This window comes from Streptococcus sp. CF8_Ac1-9 (genome assembly GCF_024295565.1).
GTDB classification, from domain to species: Bacteria; Bacillota; Bacilli; order Lactobacillales; family Streptococcaceae; genus Streptococcus; species Streptococcus parasanguinis_X.
Map to the genome: position 1 here is coordinate 240931 of NZ_JANCOY010000001.1, position 15873 is coordinate 256803.

Sequence of the window (15873 nt, forward strand, 5' to 3'; positions counted from 1 at the left end):
ATTTGAGGGAAAAGTTATGGGGATAAAAAATTTAATTAACAAAGCGGGAGCAAAAGCTGCGGACAAGGTGGCTAAATTGTCTGCTCTAAGTCCTGAACAATTAGAAGCAGTTGAAAAGCAAAAGGAAAAGTATCTTGCTGATCAACCAAATGTTAGCGATGAAGAATTAACCAATAGATTGTTGGCTTCTTGTGGTGTAGAGGTATTTAACTCTTACCTAGATCAAATAAAAGAGCTCTATGTACCGCTAGAAAGTACTACTGAATACGAAGATGAATTTCATCCTTCCTATAACATTCGTTACCTCAATATTACGAAGTGGGTGACGGATAAGAAAGAAAACTCTCTTGAGAAATTGGTCAATGTCTACGAAGTCCTTTCTAATGAGCGCTGTAATATTGCCTTGGTATTCCATCGTACAAGTACCAATACCAAAGTCTATCTTGCAGTCGTAAATACTGAAAATGCTAATGATAATGTCAATGTTGAAAATTATAGAAGACGTCTACTTGAAGCCATAAAAGGAAATTTCCCCGGGTCAACAGTCAGTGAGGAAGTTGGACGAGGTCGTATTCCTTGTTTGAATCATCAAAAACCTTACTCTGTGGCTACAGTTTCCAACCTTCCGACAACTAAGTCAGAGAAGTTTATCAGCCAAACGATCGAGAAACTAATCGACGGGATTGTTCCAGAAAATCCTAGTCAAGACTATACTTTGATCCTTTTGGCTAATCCTATTCAAAACATAGAAAATCACAAACTTCGTTTATCTGAATTGTATTCAGCTCTAGCTCCTTTTAAAAAATGGCAGACCAACTATACCTTTACAGAATCAGATGCGACAACCTCTATGGCGACCTTTGGCGTCAATATCGGCGCTAGCGCAGGCATCCAACAAGGTCAAAACCAGGCAACAAATCAGAATACCGGACAAACAGAAACTACGGGTGATTCCACTACCGATTCAACTGGAGAATCAGATGGAACCAATACGAGTCATACTAGTGGAATAAATAAAGGAAAATCACAAACTAATTCAAAAGCGGTCAATGGAGGTTTGACTACCCCAATTGCTAGTGTTGGAGGTAATATAAACAAGAGCGATTCCATAATAAGTGGAACTTCCGTCTCAGATTCAGTTGGCAAAACTATCACCAAGACAGTTGGAAAAGCACTGACCAAAACAGCTAGCAAGGCCATTTCTGAAACCTTGGGTAAAACGGTAGGGGCAACTAAAGGGATTAATTTAGGTACCAACATTGGAGCAAATTTTGCGCGTGCTTCTAACGTTACTGCCTCAGTTGGTAAGAATGAAGGAATTACTCAGTTCTTTATGAACCACAGTATCCAGCATGCTTTAACAGTTCTAGATGAACAAATGAAACGCTTTGAAAAAGGGACTGCATTAGGAATGTGGGATTTTGCAGCCTATGTCCTTAGTGAAGATCAGAACATTGCTAACAATGTGGCCCATACCTATCTCGCATTGACACAAGGTGAGGAGTCCTATATGAGTAAATCCTCCGTGAATCTTTGGCGGGGAGATATGGGGGAAAAAAGTGGAGATACAGAAGAAATTGTAACCTACATTAGGGATCTGCGTCACCCAATTTTTGGACTCAACCCTAATCTATTAGAAAAAGATGCAACATTTTATGTATATCCCTCAGTCATCACGCCGACCGTTCCTTTATCTGGCCAAGAGTTAGCCTATTCTTTGAACTTTCCTCAGAAATCTATTCCAGGTTTACCGATACTTGAATGCACAGAATTCGGTAGAAATATTGTTTCCTATGATTTGGAAGAAAATAAGGAACAAAAAATTCGATTAGGCAATATCTTCCATATGAATCGTGAGGAAACAGTTCCAGTTGAGTTGACTCAAGACTCCTTAAGTTCTCATGTATTTATAACAGGAAGTACAGGATCCGGTAAAAGTAACACAATTTATCAACTCTTAGCTGAAGCTAAAGAAAATCAGATTAAGTTTCTTGTTGTAGAGCCGGCTAAAGGAGAATACAAAAATATCTTTGGGAAGGATGAAGATGTTGCTGTATATGGAACAAATCCACAATTAACCCCATTGTTAAAATTGAATCCGTTTAGTTTTACAAAGGAAACGCATATCCTCGAACATTTAGATCGCCTAATTGAAATTTTCAATGTTTGTTGGCCTATGTATGCTGCTATGCCTGCCGTGTTAAAAAAAGCAGTTGAAAAATCTTATATAGACTGTGGATGGGACTTAATGAAGTCAGTAAATGAATTTGGTGACATCTATCCGACATTTGCAGATGTTGCTGAGAACATTAAAGAAATTATTGATTCTAGCGAGTACGATAATGAAAATAAAGGAGCTTATAAGGGTTCCTTGCTTACACGTATTGAATCACTTACGAATGGAATAAATGGCTTGATTTTCTCACAAGAGGAGCTGTCCAATCATCAATTATTCAATTCAAATGTCATTGTTGATCTCAGTCGGGTCGGCTCTAGTGAGACCAAGTCATTGATTATGGGGATTCTTGTTTTGAAATTACAAGAATATAGAATGTCTCAAGCAGATATGAATTCAAGCTTGCGCCACTTAACTGTGTTGGAAGAAGCGCATAATTTGCTAAAGAGAACTTCTACAGAGCAAGTTTCGGAATCTAGCAATCTTATCGGAAAAAGTGTTGAAATGCTAGCAAACTCGATTGCTGAAATGCGGACCTATGGAGAAGGATTTATCATTGCTGACCAAGCGCCTGGTCTATTGGATTTATCCGTCATACGAAATACCAATACAAAGATTATCATGCGACTTCCTGATTGGTCAGATAGAGAATTGGTCGGTAAATCTGCTAATCTAAACGATGATCAAATCCTTGAATTGGCAAGATTACCAAAAGGAGTAGCGGCTGTTTATCAAAATGAATGGATTCAGCCAGTCTTGTGTAAGGTTGATAAGTTTGACGATGGAGGCGAGGTTTACCAGTATAGACCGGAATATGAAATAGAGTTAAATTCATCTGCTGACCTTTATTTGACGATTAGTAAATATTTAACTGGAAATGGAACAATTGAACAGATGAACTTAGAAAAGTTGGAACAGGATTTATTCCAGGCATCTATAAGTGGGAAAACCATCTATCAGGTGTTGAAACTACTTCGTCAGCAAATTTATGAAGTAGACATGGTAAGAATCGCCCCAATCATCTCAAACTTTTATCCAAGTCTTTTAAATAAGGCACGGGACGCAGAAATGAAGAATAGTGATAAAAAGTCTATTACATCAGATATAGTGAATGAGTTCAATAAAGTAGTAGAAGGACCGGTAACACAACAAGTAAGATTAAATATCATACAAGCCATTTTGACTCAGTTATACGTAAATGAATTAAAAAATAATGCAAGTCTCGAGGAGTGGAGACAACAAGGAGGTTTATTGTGAGTATCGATAAAATGAGTCTTTCAGATTTGAAAGAAACAGTTCCTAAAAAGGATGTTAGCTCATCTTCCTTCAATCCTAAACAAAGATTAGAAGTGAACAATGAAGCAAGTGCAAAATTAAACGATATTTCGCATTATGAAAAAACTCCACTAGGACGAAGTGATAAGCAGGAGTTGATATCTGAGACGGGTTGGTCGAAAAATATTGTTGATAACATGAGATGGAAAGAGGAGGCAAGCGTTTATAAAGATTCCAATTTAGTTGAAAAGGATGTAAATGGCAGACCTTGTTTCCAGAGAACAGATATCGATTACAATGCAAAGGATGATTTAGGAAAAACGAACAAGGAGCGGATGCTTGATGGTAAGGCTCCTCTAGCAGATGGTAAACCAGTCGAATTACATCATATCGGTCAAAGACAGGACTCTCCATTGGCAGAATTAACTTTCAATGAACATAAGAGTAACTTTAGTAGTCTTCATGAAGTTCCACCTCAATTATCTCAAATTGATAGAGGAGAATTCAGAAAAGAAAAAGCAGAATATTGGAGAATGAGAGGAGAAGAACTATGATAAAAAATGTTACCAATGAATTGAAAAAAATTTCAGACTTAGTTTATACAAAAGGTGCAAGTAATGAACAGATAGTGGAAGCAGAAAATAAGTTATTACTAGAATTTCCAGCTGACTTCATTGAATATTTAAAAGGATTTGGACTTGTCACTTTTTATGGAGTTGAATGGCAGGGATTAAATGGACCAGATTATTTAAATGTTGTAACATCAACCCTTGATGCTCGTGAAACCTATCCTGATTTTCCAGTAAATATGTTTATTCTTGAAGATTTAGGATTTGACGGCCTTCTAATCTTAGTTGATACCAAAGGTTCTGTTTACGAATGGCAATATGGAAGCTGTAAAAAAATCTATCCAAGTATAGTAGAGTATCTTGAGGAATGTTTAGAAAGAGAGAAATAGTGAGGATTTTTATCTAAACTAGATTTCACATCCAGTAAATTGTTAAGATTGAAGTCATCTGTTTAGCTATTATGTCTCATCATAAACTTGCTATTTTATGATGGTTTTGTCTTCTATTTTTTATCAAATAGTTTTAATTAGTAAAAAGGAGATTATTTATGAAATATTTTAAACGTTTGGTATTTATTGTTTTGTTTGCTTTTAGTGCTTTACTTCTAGCCTCCTGCGTTGGGGCTGGCTCTAACGATAACGGTGTCTATGTATTTGAACCTACATCAGAAGAAATCCTAGAAATGGTAGAAAAAGAAACTGAGACTAATAGTGTAGCCAAACTTTTCGTTAATCAGCTAAAAATTAAATTGGTACTTGAAATTAAGAATAATACTGGAACAATGTTTGCTTCAGTTAGTATCTTTGGCAAAGACCAAGAAAAAACAGTGGATTTAAAAGTAGATCAAAAGAATAAAATTATATGGTCAGAAGAGGATCCTGAGAAAAAGATAACATATAAGATTGAAGGTGATGTTTTAACGCTTGAAAATCCTAACCTTGATATTGGTGATAAAAATACGGCAACATTCCTCAAATCTGTAAAATTCAAACGATCAAGTTCCCATACATCTAAGGGAGGTACATCTAAGGATTCTAAATCTAAGAGTTCTACATCTCAGAGTTTTATAGCTAACGACAATGGAAAATACGTTTATAATGCAGATAAGGAGAAAATAGAAAGTATCCTAAAAGAACAAGGAGCTACTGATGACGAACTGAATCAATTTTCCGATCAACTCACACTGAGAATGACGATCGAAATTAAAGATACAAAAGCTAAGATGATTATCGAAATGAAAGCTCTTGAAGAAAGTAAAGAGAAAAAAATTGACCTGAAAGCTGATCAAAAGACTAAAACTCTTGAATCAGCAGAAGGTGGAATAGATAAAGTCAAGTATAAGATTAATGGTGACGTTTTGACGTTGGATTTGAGTAAATTTGAGTCAGATGATAGTGAAACATTTGCTTTATTCAAAGATGCAAAATTCAAACGTCAAAAATAACATATAAAAAGTAGATAGTATAGGGCTATCTGCTTTTTGCGTATCCAGAAAATAGGTATTGAACCGGTCAAAAGCCTGATTTTTATTGTATTTATCAAATTTATACCTTTTTTTTCGGATAGTGTTGCCTCCACCGAATATTCTTCTACTATTACTATCTAAGTCCTTACTAATTTATTATGTTGTTAGACTTCTATTTTTTTGATATAATAACTACTATCAACAAAATAGGAGATTTCTGATGAAAAACTTTAAACGTATTCTTTTGGCTGTAGTAGCTGTTTTTGCAGCAGTCCTCTTGGTGGCATGTGGTGCCAAAAGTGATAACGGGACTTATGTCTACAAACCATCAAAAACTGAAGTGAAGGAAATCCTTGAAGAACAAGGTGCTCCAAGTTCAAGTGTAGATGCATTGATCGACAATGTTAAATTGGAAGTTTCAGTGACCATTAAAGATAAAACAGGTAGCCTTAAAATTAAAGGTGAAATGATGGGACAAAAGACTGACCAATCATTTGATATGAAAGTTGACCAACAAAAGAAAACTCTTCAATCTAAAACAGGTGAAGGTGAGAAGGTTAAATACAAAGTTTCAGGCGATGTGTTCACTTTTGATTTATCTGGTCAGAAGAGTTCAGGTCATGAAGCCGCTTTGGAAATGTTCAAAAACGCTAAATTCAAACGTACAAAATAATACAATAGAAGGGCAGAGAGTATCTGCTCTTTTTCTTCTTTAAAACATCTTGAATCGGTATTAAAATAGTGGTAAAATCTGATTATAAAATACATTAGGAGATTGATTATGAAAAATATTAAACGTATTCTTTTAGCTTTCGTTGCAGTTTTTGCAGCCGTCCTATTGGTGGCATGTGGTCCCAAAAGTGATAATGGGACTTATGTCTACAAACCATCAAAAACTGAACTCAAGAAAATTCTTGAGGAGCAAGGCTTATCAGGTAGTCAATTAGAGTCTATTGGAGACGTTATTAATTTTGAAGTTTCTATTAAGATCAAAGATTCTAAAGGAACCCTCAGCATCGCGGGTGAAGTCGCTGGTCAAAAGAATGAGCGATCTTATGATGTCAAAATCAATCAAAAAGAGAAAACAATCTCGTCAAATGATGGTAGTGGAGAAAAGATTACATACAAGGTCGATGGTGACTATTTGACATTTGATCTTTCTAAGTTAAGTAATAGCAACCAAGGGGATCTTATGATTCTTAAAAATGCTAAACTCAAACGCACAAAATAAAGCGACTGAAGAGTGGGGAAACCTGCTCTTTTCTTTTTTTAAAATATCTTGAATTAGTATTAAAATAATGGTAAAATCTGATTATAAAATACATTAGGAGATTGATTATGAAAAATGTTAAACGCCTTATGTTAGGTATTGTTGCTATTTTTGCAGTTGTTCTGTTAGTAGCTTGTGGTGCTAAAAGTGATAATGGGACCTACAAAATGGAGACGAATATAGATCAGTTAATGGGGCAAGATTCAGAATCTGAAGTGTTGAAAGATGCGAAAGTTACCATTGAATTGACTATTAAAGATTCAAAAGGGGAATTAAAAATTATTCAGAAGATGGCTGGTAATGAAGTACCAATAAAATTGGATTTAAAAGTTGATCAAAAGGAAAAATCATTAAAACGTTCTTATGGTGATATGGAGTTGAAATACAACATCAAAGGTGATGAATTGACATTTGATTTATCTAAATTAAGTTCTAGTGACCAAGCGAATCTTGTTATTCTTAAAAATGCTAAACTCAAACGCACGAAATAATGCAAGTGAAGAGCGGGGAAACCTGCTCTTTTGCTTTACTTTTATGACTAGTTTGGTATAATTAATGAGACTACAGATGGGACTGGGGCAGGAATGATTTTCTTTGAAAATGATTTCGTCTCGCTCCCTCTTTTCTGTGTGATCAAGGTTATTATTTATGGAAAAGGAGAATCATCTATGCTTTATATTTGGTCCTACTTGAAAAAGTATCCCAAGTGGCTAGCCCTGAATCTATTTTCAGCGGTCCTGTTTGTTATTGTCAATTTGGGCTTGCCAACGATTCTAGCTCGCATGATTGATGAGGGGATTAACCCGCGTGATGTGGATCGGCTGTATTTCTGGGGCTGGATCATGTTTGCGATCATTTTGCTTGGGATTGTGGGTCGGATTATCTTGTCTTACGCGGTTGGCCAGCTAACGACCACCATGGTTCGCGATATGCGCAATGACCTCTATGCTAAGTTACAGGAGTATTCGCATCGCGAGTATGAGCAAATTGGGGTATCGTCATTGGTCACTCGCTTGACTTCGGATGCCTTTGTTTTGATGCAGTTTGCGGATTCTATGTTGAAGATGGGTGTCATCACTCCCTTGATGATGGTTTCCAGCGTTCTCTTGATTCTGACAACCAGTCCTTCTCTAGCATGGATTGTAGCAGTATCTGTACCATTTCTTGCTGTCGTTGTCTGGTATGTAGCAGTCAAGACACGTCCACTTTCTGAGAAGCAACAAAAGACCCTTGACCATCTTAATCAATTTGCACGTGAAAATTTGACTGGACTTCGTGTGATTCGTGCCTTTGCCCGTGAAGAATTCCAGGAAGAGAAATTTGCGGCTGAAAATGCAGTCTACGCAGAAAACTCGAATAAATTGTTCAAACTAACTGGTTTGACAGAGCCCTTATTTGTGCAGATCATCATTGCTATGATTGTGGCGATTGTCTGGTTTGCTTTGGATCCTCTTCATGACGGTAGTTTGAAAATTGGGGATCTGGTTGCTTTTATTGAGTATAGCTTCCACGCGCTCTTATCTTTCCTCTTTTTAGCCAATCTCTTTACCATGTATCCTCGGACTGCGGTTTCTAGCCGTCGTCTCAAGGAAATCATGGACATGCCCATTTCGATCGATCCGAATGAGAATGGTGTAACAGAAACAGCATCTCGTGGCTATTTGGAATTTGACAATGTCACCTTTGCCTATCCAGGTGAGACAGAGAGTCCGGTTCTCCACAACATTTCTTTTCAGGCCAAACCTGGTGAAACGATTGCCTTTATCGGGTCGACTGGATCTGGGAAATCTTCACTTGTGCAGTTGATTCCTCGATTCTATGATGTCACACTTGGGAAGATTTTGGTCGATGGTGTGGATGTTCGAGACTACAATCTGAAAGCCCTTCGCCAAAAGATTGGTTTTATTCCGCAAAAGGCATTGCTTTTTACAGGAACCATTGCTGAGAACCTTCGTTATGGAAAAGAAGATGCCTCTGTACAAGAGCTAGAACAAGCGGCTGAAATTTCCCAAGCCAAGGAATTTATCGACAGTCGTGAGGAACGCTTTGATACGCATTTGGCAGAAGGTGGTAGCAACCTTTCAGGTGGTCAAAAACAACGCTTGTCTATCGCTCGTGCGGTTGTCAAAGATCCCGATATCTTTATTTTTGATGATTCCTTCTCTGCCTTGGACTACAAGACGGATGCCACTTTGCGGAAGCGTCTCAAAGAAGTTACAGGAGATGCGACCGTCTTGATCGTAGCGCAACGTGTGGGAACCATTATGGATGCGGATCAAATTATTGTCTTGGACCAAGGGGAAATCGTTGGTCGAGGAACCCACGATGAATTGATGGAAAGCAATGAGATCTATCGCGAAATTGCTAATTCGCAGCTCGATAGTCCATCATTAACAGAAGAATAGAAAGGAGAAGCAGATGAAACGAGAACAAAACAGTTTTAGTAGACTATGGACTTATTTGAGAGCCTATCGCTTGGAGGTTTGCTTGTCCATTTTCTTAAAAATCCTGAGTGTCGTCATGAGTGTTGTCGAACCCTTTGTTTTGGGGCTTGCTATTACTGAGTTGACAAAAAATCTCATGGATATGGCAAAAGGCCTTGCGGGAGCTGGTCTTAACACCTCCTATATCGCGATCATTATGACGCTCTATCTATTCCGTGGGGTTCTCTATGAGTTGGGGTCTTATTATTCCAACTATTTCATGACCAATGCTGTTCAAAAGACCGTTCAGGACATGCGAAATGATTTGTCTCATAAAATCAATCACATTCCTGTTTCTTATTTTGACCGGCATCAGTTCGGAGATTTACTAGGACGTTTTACTAGCGATGTCGAAACCGTCTCGAATGCCTTGCAACAGTCCTTCTTACAAATCGTTAATGCTATCTTTACCTTGCTCTTTGTCATCAGCATGGTCTTATACTTAAACATACAGCTAGGGCTAGTGGTCATCTTGTCCATTCCGATCACTTATTTCAGTGCTCGATTTATCATGAAAAAATCCCAGCCTTACTTTAAAGAGCAGGCAGATGTTTTGGGGGCAATGAACGGCTTTGTACAAGAAAATTTAACAGGCTTTAATGTTCTTAAGCTCTACGTTCGGGAAAAATCTTCCCAGGAAGAGTTTCATGATATTACCCATCACCTTCAAAAAGTAGGATTCAAGGCTAATTTCATTTCTGGCTTAATGATGCCGATTTTAAATGGAATTTCAGATTTGACCTATCTCATTATCGCTTTGTTTGGTGGCTTGCAAGTGATAGCAGGTCGTTTGACTGTCGGGAATATGCAGGCCTTCGTTCAATATGTTTGGCAGATCAACCAACCGATTCAAAACTTGACCCAATTAGCAGGACAGCTACAAAGTGCCAAATCGTCTCTAGACCGGATTTTCCAAGTCATGGATGAACCAGATGAAGTAGCAGATGTGACAGAAACCCTCTCTGGAGATTTGACAGGGCAAGTCAGCTTTAAAAACGTGGATTTCCAATATGTAGCGGACAAACCCTTGATTCGTGATTTCAACCTAGAAGTCAAGCCAGGTGAAATGGTGGCCATTGTCGGACCAACCGGAGCAGGGAAAACAACCCTGATTAATTTGCTGATGCGCTTTTACGATGTGACTGCAGGATCGATTACAGTCGATGGTCATGATATTCGCCATCTGTCTCGCCAAGATTACCGCAAACAATTCGGAATGGTGCTTCAGGATGCTTGGTTATATGAAGGAACCATCAAAGAAAACCTTCGCTTTGGCAATCTCGAGGCAACGGATGAAGAAATTGTTGAAGCCGCAAAGGCAGCCAATGTCGATCACTTTATCCGGACACTCCCTGGTGGTTACAATATGGAAATGAACCAGGAGTCTAGCAATATTTCTCTAGGGCAAAAGCAACTCCTAACCATTGCGCGTGCGCTCTTAGCGGATCCTAAAATCTTGATTTTGGATGAAGCGACGTCTTCTGTGGATACGCGTTTAGAGCTCTTGATTCAAAAAGCGATGAAGAATTTGATGAAAGGGCGGACTAGCTTTGTCATTGCTCACCGCTTGTCTACCATTCAAGAAGCAGATAAAATCCTTGTCCTCAAAGATGGCCAAATCATCGAGCAAGGAAATCACCAATCCTTGTTAGCAGATAAAGGATTCTACTATGAGCTCTACAATAGCCAATTTTCAAATAAAAAAGCGGAATAAGCGCGTGTCATCAAAAGAGGTTTGAGATAGGATTCTCAGCCTCTTTTCTATATAAATCCTTTTGCAAAAAATGAAACTATTAGATCATTGCCTCTCTTCATTGACAGTGAGAAGGCAGATCGGTATACTAGGTATAATCTAATTAGGAGGCCACCATGATGATTCGACCCGTTCAGCTCAGCGATGCAGCAGCTATCCGAGCGATTTACCAACCTTATGTGACAGAGACAGCCATTACCTTTGAGGTTGATGTGCCGACTGTCCAGGAATTTGAAAGCCGCATCGCAAAAACGCTGACCCAATTTCCTTATTTGGTCGCAGAAGTGGATGGGAAAGTTGTGGGTTATGCCTATGCCTCGACCTATTATGCACGCGCTGCCTATGATTGGACCACTGAATTGTCTATTTATGTAGCAAAAGAGTCACGTGGACAAGGGATTGGATCAGCCCTTTATACTGCCTTAGAAGAAGAGTTAGAAGCACGAGGTTACTTACGCTTTCTGGCTTGCATTGCAGTTCCTAACGATGCTAGTATAGCTATGCATGAAAAGCGGGGTTATGTCCAAGTCGCTCATTTCCCAAAGATTGGCTATAAGTTTAACAAATGGCATGATGTCGTCTGGATGCAAAAGACCATAGAAGGGCCTGTTAGGAAAATACGGTAGAAACCACGACAATTGTATATCACAATAGCTAATTATCCCTACCTTTTGCATAGGATAAAACGATACTAATAAAATTACTGAAATAGACCGGAAAGTTGTGATGGTCTCCCCTACATGAAAGGAGCCTATATGACTCAAGTAAGCAGTGCTAGACTGTTACCCCAAAAGCCCTCCAGATGGGCTAAAATTCTACTTAACCGAAAGGTTCCTATTCTCCTGTTCTTCTTACTGGAATTGGCCTTTCTTGTCATTTCATATCTCAGCCTACAAGAGCATTTTCCATCCATTATCTTATGGGAACACTTGTTGAGTGTCTTTACCTTCTTTTACTTGCTCAATCGTTCCATGGATTCTCGTTCCAAACTGTCCTGGGTGATTATCATTGCCCTCTTTCCGATTTTTGGGACGGCTCTGCTTTACTTTTCGTTAGCTGATTTGGGTGTGAGACGCTTGAAGAAGCGGCTTGAGGATGCTACAGTGCAGGCTTCCGACCATTTAAGCACCGATCCAGAAGTTGCTGATTATTTATCCCAAAGTGATAGCCAATTACAGAAATTAGCTTATTTTCTGGAGCATAGTCCAGCCCAGTTTCCTATCTACAGAAACACAGAGGTTACCTATTTTCCACTTGGAGATGACATGCTTCCAGCCTTGTTGGAGGATTTGAAAAAGGCGGAGCGTTATATCTTCATGGAATATTTCATTATTGACGAAGGGATCATGTGGGGCGAGATTTTAGCCATTTTGGAGGAGAAGGTCAAGGCAGGTCTGGACGTTCGTGTCATGTTTGATGGAATGAATGAGATGACCACCTTGTCCTATGATTATATCGAGCGCTTGCACAAGGTTGGGATTAAAGCTCAGGCCTTCTCACCAGTCAAGCCCATTCTATCAACCTATTACAATTACCGAGACCATCGAAAGATTACAGTGATTGATGGTCAAGTTGCTTATACTGGTGGCGTTAATATCGCTGATGAGTATGTCAATAAACGAGAACGCTTTGGTCATTGGAAGGATACGGCCCTTCGATTAGATGGTTCAGCAGTTCAAACGCTAAAAGCTCTCTTTTTGACCATGTGGACAGTGACTGGAATAGAAGATAAAAGGGATATGGAGCGCTATTTACAAGAAAAACCTCAACAAAGAAAGAGTCAGGGCTTTGTACTCCCTTATGGCAATTCACCATTGACCTATCACAAAGTGGCTGAGGATGTTTATCTTCATTTACTGAATACATCGACCGATTATGTTCACATCATGACCCCTTATTTGATCTTGGATGACGAATTGGTTAGAGCTATGACTTTCGCGGCCAAACGAGGAGTAGATGTTCGGATCATTATGCCAGGGATTCCAGATAAACAGTATGCCTTTGATATTGCGACGACCTATTTTAAAGCCCTCTTGGATGCTGGCGTCCGTATTTTCCGTTATAGCCCAGGCTTTGTCCATGCTAAAGTATATGTTTCTGATAGCCAACAAGCTGTGGTAGGAACCATTAATACAGACTACCGAAGTCTTTATCAAAATTTTGAAGATGGCGTATATCTTTATAAGAATCCGGAAGTGCTTAACATTGAACAAGATTTTGAGAGAACCCAGTCTCTCTCGGAGGAAGTAACATTGGAAAGTTTGTCAAAAATTCCTATAGCACATCGTCTAGGGGGTTATCTCTTTTCTTTGATTGGACCTTTGATGTAAAAAAGGAGGAATCATATGGATACAAAAATTCTTTTGAAATTGTTAGAAGACCAAGCTGATCCAGAGAAAGTCCCAGCAATGGAAGCTTATATGAAAAATAAATTCAGCTTTCTTGGCGTTCAAAAACCAATTCTCAAAAAGATTGAAAGAGATTTTTTTAAGCCTTTCATAAAGGATCCAATTAATTGGGCTTTTGTGGAAGAGTGTTGGCATCAACCTTACCGTGAGTTTCAATATATTGCTATGGATTATCTGGATAAAAAGAAGAAAGAGCTTAGACCTGAAGATTTTCCAAAGCTGAAACAGTTAGCTCAGACCAAGTCCTGGTGGGACAGTATAGATCAATTGGACCTTATCATCGGAGAAATTACTTTTCACTATCCAGAAACCAAGCAGGTTATGCTGGATTGGAGTAAGGAGCAGGACTTTTGGTTGAGGCGGATTGCCATTGATCACCAGCTTATGAGGAAAGAAAAAACAGATACGGATTTGTTGGAAATAGTGATCCTCAATAATCTAGGTCAAAGCGAGTTATTTATAAATAAGGCAATCGGCTGGAGTTTACGCAATTATTCCAAGGTTAATCCGGATTGGGTAGGGGCCTTTATCGACCGCTATCGAGAGCAGTTATCTCCTTTGAGTATTCGAGAAGGAAGCAAGTACCTACCTTCTTGACAGTTTGTGGATGTTCATGGTAAACTAGTTTCATGCGATGAGTCGATTGGCTCTTAGGAGCCTTTTGCGCTGAGGAGGTCTACATTCAATTGTAACGCAGGAGCGGACCTTGAACAGTTGTGTGAACCTGCTGTTCTCACCGAAAGGTGCCTCGAATCCTGGTCTTCGGATCAGGATTTTTTTGTGCCTTCAAAGAACTGAAAACTATTATAATACAGTTGCTACAAAGTTATGTTGGTGTTATAATATAGTAAAGTGCCTTGTGTCAGAAAGGAGTGGAGTTGATTGGGAGATTTCTATCATTCTAATGATTCAGCATCTACAGACTATTCGCAGAAAATTGAAGAGCTTGAAAACTCCAAACAATTTCAGGATGCCATCGGATTGATCCGAGAACAGATGAAGAACAATCTTCAGTGGAATGTTTTGCGATCTTTTGGTATTATTTGCGCCATACTGTCTCTCATTTTATTGCGTTTTGCAGCTATTCCTTTGATCCTTTTAGTGGTTGGTTTGTATTATTGGCCACAATATAAAAAAAGAAAAGCCTTGTTTGGGGATCGAATTCGTTCGAACGATGAAATCTATCTTGATGATATCTTGTCGCCTGTATTAAAGGAAGTTTTTCCTAAGGCTTCGATCAAAGAGGACGGTTCCATCCCTTCTGAAGCTCTCTCGCATTTATGTCCTCGGTCGACTGATTTTCTGTGTTTCAAAGAGCTATCATTTCATGATGACAAAGAGCTGACGGTGTCAAATCTCTATGCCCATCATACAGAGACTCGTTACCGGACATCTAATGGTCATACGAGGACGGAACATGTGGAAGTTACAGATTTCCTTGGACAAGTGTTCTCTTTATGTCTACCGATCAATTTCTCTGGTCATCTTCGGGTTGTGCCAACCAAGAAATCCTTTCTTTTTAAGAGGGAGGTGAATGGGGTTTATCCTGGAGCCAGAGGAGATGAAGTTCAGATTGAAACAGAGGATATTCGCAATAACGAGAATTACAATATTTACTGCACGGATGAACTGTCTGCCCGAAAATTTCTCACCCCTAAGATGTTAGAATGGTTTGATCGACAAATTTCTCAAAATGCCATGTGTGTGTTTTTGAAAGACAAGAAACTATTCATTTCTTTGTATACCGATCGCTATATCTTTCCGACGCCCCAAAAACCGGAAGATATTGATCAACTATCTTTGGTATCTGAATATCATAAATTATGCAGAGAACTAGCTTTAATTAAAGAAATAACAGCAATTTTTGAAGGAGAAGCATCATGAATCTCATTATCGGCTTAGTCATATTTGTTGCCCTATTGGCTATTTGGTTTATTAGTGTAGGAAATCGTCTCAATCGCTATCTGGTGACCATTGAAGAATCAAAGAGAACCGTTGATATCGTCCTTGTAAAACGCTATGATACCATTTCGGAAATGTTAAAAGTAGCCAAAGCTTATGCCAAACATGAGCAACAGATTTTCACTGATTTAGTTGCTTTACGCCAAGGAGCGACTATTCAAGAATCCAACCAAGTTATTACCAATCAAAATGATGTCTTGGCACAAATTCGTGCAGTCGGTGAAAACTATCCAGAGCTCTTGTCTTCTAATCAATTCTTGGCCTTGCAAAAGGAAATTGCTGATGAAAATGAAGATCTTGCTGCAGCGAAGCGAATTGTAAACAGTAATGTCAGCCACATCAATCAAGAAATTGTTTCATTTCCGGCGTCTATCGTAGCAGGTGTAAAGGGGATCCATCAAGTTCCATTTCTTGCTGAAGAAACACAAGGTAAGAAAGATTTAAGTGACTTGAACTATGACCTGAACTAAAGAGCTATTTATGATAAATAACCATCAACAATCCTGGTCTTA

At 38.7% G+C, this 15873-nt stretch carries 14 protein-coding genes; all 14 read left to right on the forward strand.

All coding sequences use genetic code 11. The annotated features are described in order from the left end of the window. The first annotated feature begins 16 nt into the window (after positions 1-16). The 14 genes from NML76_RS01170 to NML76_RS01235 all read left to right on the forward strand — a co-directional run bounded on the left by NML76_RS01170 (position 17) and on the right by NML76_RS01235 (position 15831). A complete protein-coding gene (locus tag NML76_RS01170; RefSeq protein ID WP_254732475.1) occupies positions 17-3433 on the forward strand; it encodes an ATP-binding protein in 3417 nt (1138 codons plus the stop codon). After that, positions 3430-4005 carry an HNH/ENDO VII family nuclease gene (locus NML76_RS01175; RefSeq protein ID WP_254732476.1) on the forward strand — a complete coding sequence of 192 codons (576 nt, stop codon included), beginning with the start codon at positions 3430-3432 and terminating at the stop codon, positions 4003-4005. The genes NML76_RS01170 and NML76_RS01175 overlap by 4 nt, the downstream gene beginning before the upstream one ends. Next, entirely contained in the window at positions 4002-4409 is a 408-nt protein-coding gene (locus tag NML76_RS01180) for an SMI1/KNR4 family protein (RefSeq protein WP_254732477.1), read from the forward strand. Before NML76_RS01175 ends, NML76_RS01180 begins: the two co-directional genes overlap by 4 nt. 158 nt (positions 4410-4567) lie before the next feature. Then, the gene (locus tag NML76_RS01185) at positions 4568-5464 is read left to right on the forward strand and encodes a hypothetical protein (RefSeq protein WP_254732478.1); all 897 of its coding nucleotides are present in this window, start codon (positions 4568-4570) and stop codon (positions 5462-5464) included. A 241-nt stretch (positions 5465-5705) separates the two neighbouring features. After that, on the forward strand, positions 5706-6158 hold the full coding sequence (locus tag NML76_RS01190) for a hypothetical protein (RefSeq protein WP_134974371.1): 453 nt from the start codon (positions 5706-5708) through the stop codon (positions 6156-6158). Positions 6159-6266: 108 nt separating this feature from the next. Continuing rightward, positions 6267-6716, forward strand: a complete 450-nt coding sequence (locus NML76_RS01195) for a hypothetical protein (RefSeq protein WP_155167727.1) — start codon at positions 6267-6269, stop codon at positions 6714-6716. A gap of 107 nt (positions 6717-6823) precedes the next feature. After that, the gene (locus NML76_RS01200; protein ID WP_129299238.1) at positions 6824-7246 is read left to right on the forward strand and encodes a hypothetical protein; all 423 of its coding nucleotides are present in this window, start codon (positions 6824-6826) and stop codon (positions 7244-7246) included. 177 nt (positions 7247-7423) lie between these two features. After that, positions 7424-9160, forward strand: a complete 1737-nt coding sequence (locus NML76_RS01205) for an ABC transporter ATP-binding protein (RefSeq protein ID WP_254732479.1) — start codon at positions 7424-7426, stop codon at positions 9158-9160. A 13-nt stretch (positions 9161-9173) separates the two neighbouring features. Then, positions 9174-10952 carry an ABC transporter ATP-binding protein gene (locus tag NML76_RS01210; protein ID WP_254732480.1) on the forward strand — a complete coding sequence of 593 codons (1779 nt, stop codon included), beginning with the start codon at positions 9174-9176 and terminating at the stop codon, positions 10950-10952. Between the two features lie 155 nt (positions 10953-11107). Then, entirely contained in the window at positions 11108-11617 is a 510-nt protein-coding gene (locus NML76_RS01215) for a GNAT family N-acetyltransferase (protein ID WP_254732481.1), read from the forward strand. A 129-nt stretch (positions 11618-11746) separates the two neighbouring features. Next, positions 11747-13321, forward strand: coding sequence for a cardiolipin synthase (gene cls, locus NML76_RS01220; RefSeq protein WP_254732482.1), 1575 nt, complete (start codon positions 11747-11749; stop codon positions 13319-13321). A gap of 15 nt (positions 13322-13336) precedes the next feature. Next, positions 13337-13996 carry a DNA alkylation repair protein gene (locus tag NML76_RS01225; protein WP_061591199.1) on the forward strand — a complete coding sequence of 220 codons (660 nt, stop codon included), beginning with the start codon at positions 13337-13339 and terminating at the stop codon, positions 13994-13996. Positions 13997-14281: 285 nt separating this feature from the next. Then, positions 14282-15283, forward strand: a complete 1002-nt coding sequence (locus tag NML76_RS01230; protein ID WP_045759476.1) for a DUF3137 domain-containing protein — start codon at positions 14282-14284, stop codon at positions 15281-15283. Beyond that, positions 15280-15831: a LemA family protein gene (locus NML76_RS01235; protein WP_049492903.1), complete on the forward strand. Its 552-nt coding sequence runs from the start codon at positions 15280-15282 to the stop codon at positions 15829-15831. Before NML76_RS01230 ends, NML76_RS01235 begins: the two co-directional genes overlap by 4 nt. Positions 15832-15873: the final 42 nt, after the last annotated feature.

What these genes read in the sequence shown, in the direction of transcription:
- NML76_RS01170 (WP_254732475.1), top strand. Translation starts at nt 17, where the DNA reads ATGGGGATAAAAAATTTAATTAACAAAGCGGGAGCAAAAGCTGCGGAC.
- NML76_RS01180 (WP_254732477.1), top strand. Translation starts at nt 4,002, where the DNA reads ATGATAAAAAATGTTACCAATGAATTGAAAAAAATTTCAGACTTAGTT.
- NML76_RS01185 (WP_254732478.1), top strand. Translation starts at nt 4,568, where the DNA reads ATGAAATATTTTAAACGTTTGGTATTTATTGTTTTGTTTGCTTTTAGT.
- NML76_RS01190 (WP_134974371.1), top strand. Translation starts at nt 5,706, where the DNA reads ATGAAAAACTTTAAACGTATTCTTTTGGCTGTAGTAGCTGTTTTTGCA.
- NML76_RS01195 (WP_155167727.1), top strand. Translation starts at nt 6,267, where the DNA reads ATGAAAAATATTAAACGTATTCTTTTAGCTTTCGTTGCAGTTTTTGCA.
- NML76_RS01200 (WP_129299238.1), top strand. Translation starts at nt 6,824, where the DNA reads ATGAAAAATGTTAAACGCCTTATGTTAGGTATTGTTGCTATTTTTGCA.
- NML76_RS01205 (WP_254732479.1), top strand. Translation starts at nt 7,424, where the DNA reads ATGCTTTATATTTGGTCCTACTTGAAAAAGTATCCCAAGTGGCTAGCC.
- NML76_RS01210 (WP_254732480.1), top strand. Translation starts at nt 9,174, where the DNA reads ATGAAACGAGAACAAAACAGTTTTAGTAGACTATGGACTTATTTGAGA.
- NML76_RS01215 (WP_254732481.1), top strand. Translation starts at nt 11,108, where the DNA reads ATGATGATTCGACCCGTTCAGCTCAGCGATGCAGCAGCTATCCGAGCG.
- cls (WP_254732482.1), top strand. Translation starts at nt 11,747, where the DNA reads ATGACTCAAGTAAGCAGTGCTAGACTGTTACCCCAAAAGCCCTCCAGA.
- NML76_RS01225 (WP_061591199.1), top strand. Translation starts at nt 13,337, where the DNA reads ATGGATACAAAAATTCTTTTGAAATTGTTAGAAGACCAAGCTGATCCA.
- NML76_RS01235 (WP_049492903.1), top strand. Translation starts at nt 15,280, where the DNA reads ATGAATCTCATTATCGGCTTAGTCATATTTGTTGCCCTATTGGCTATT.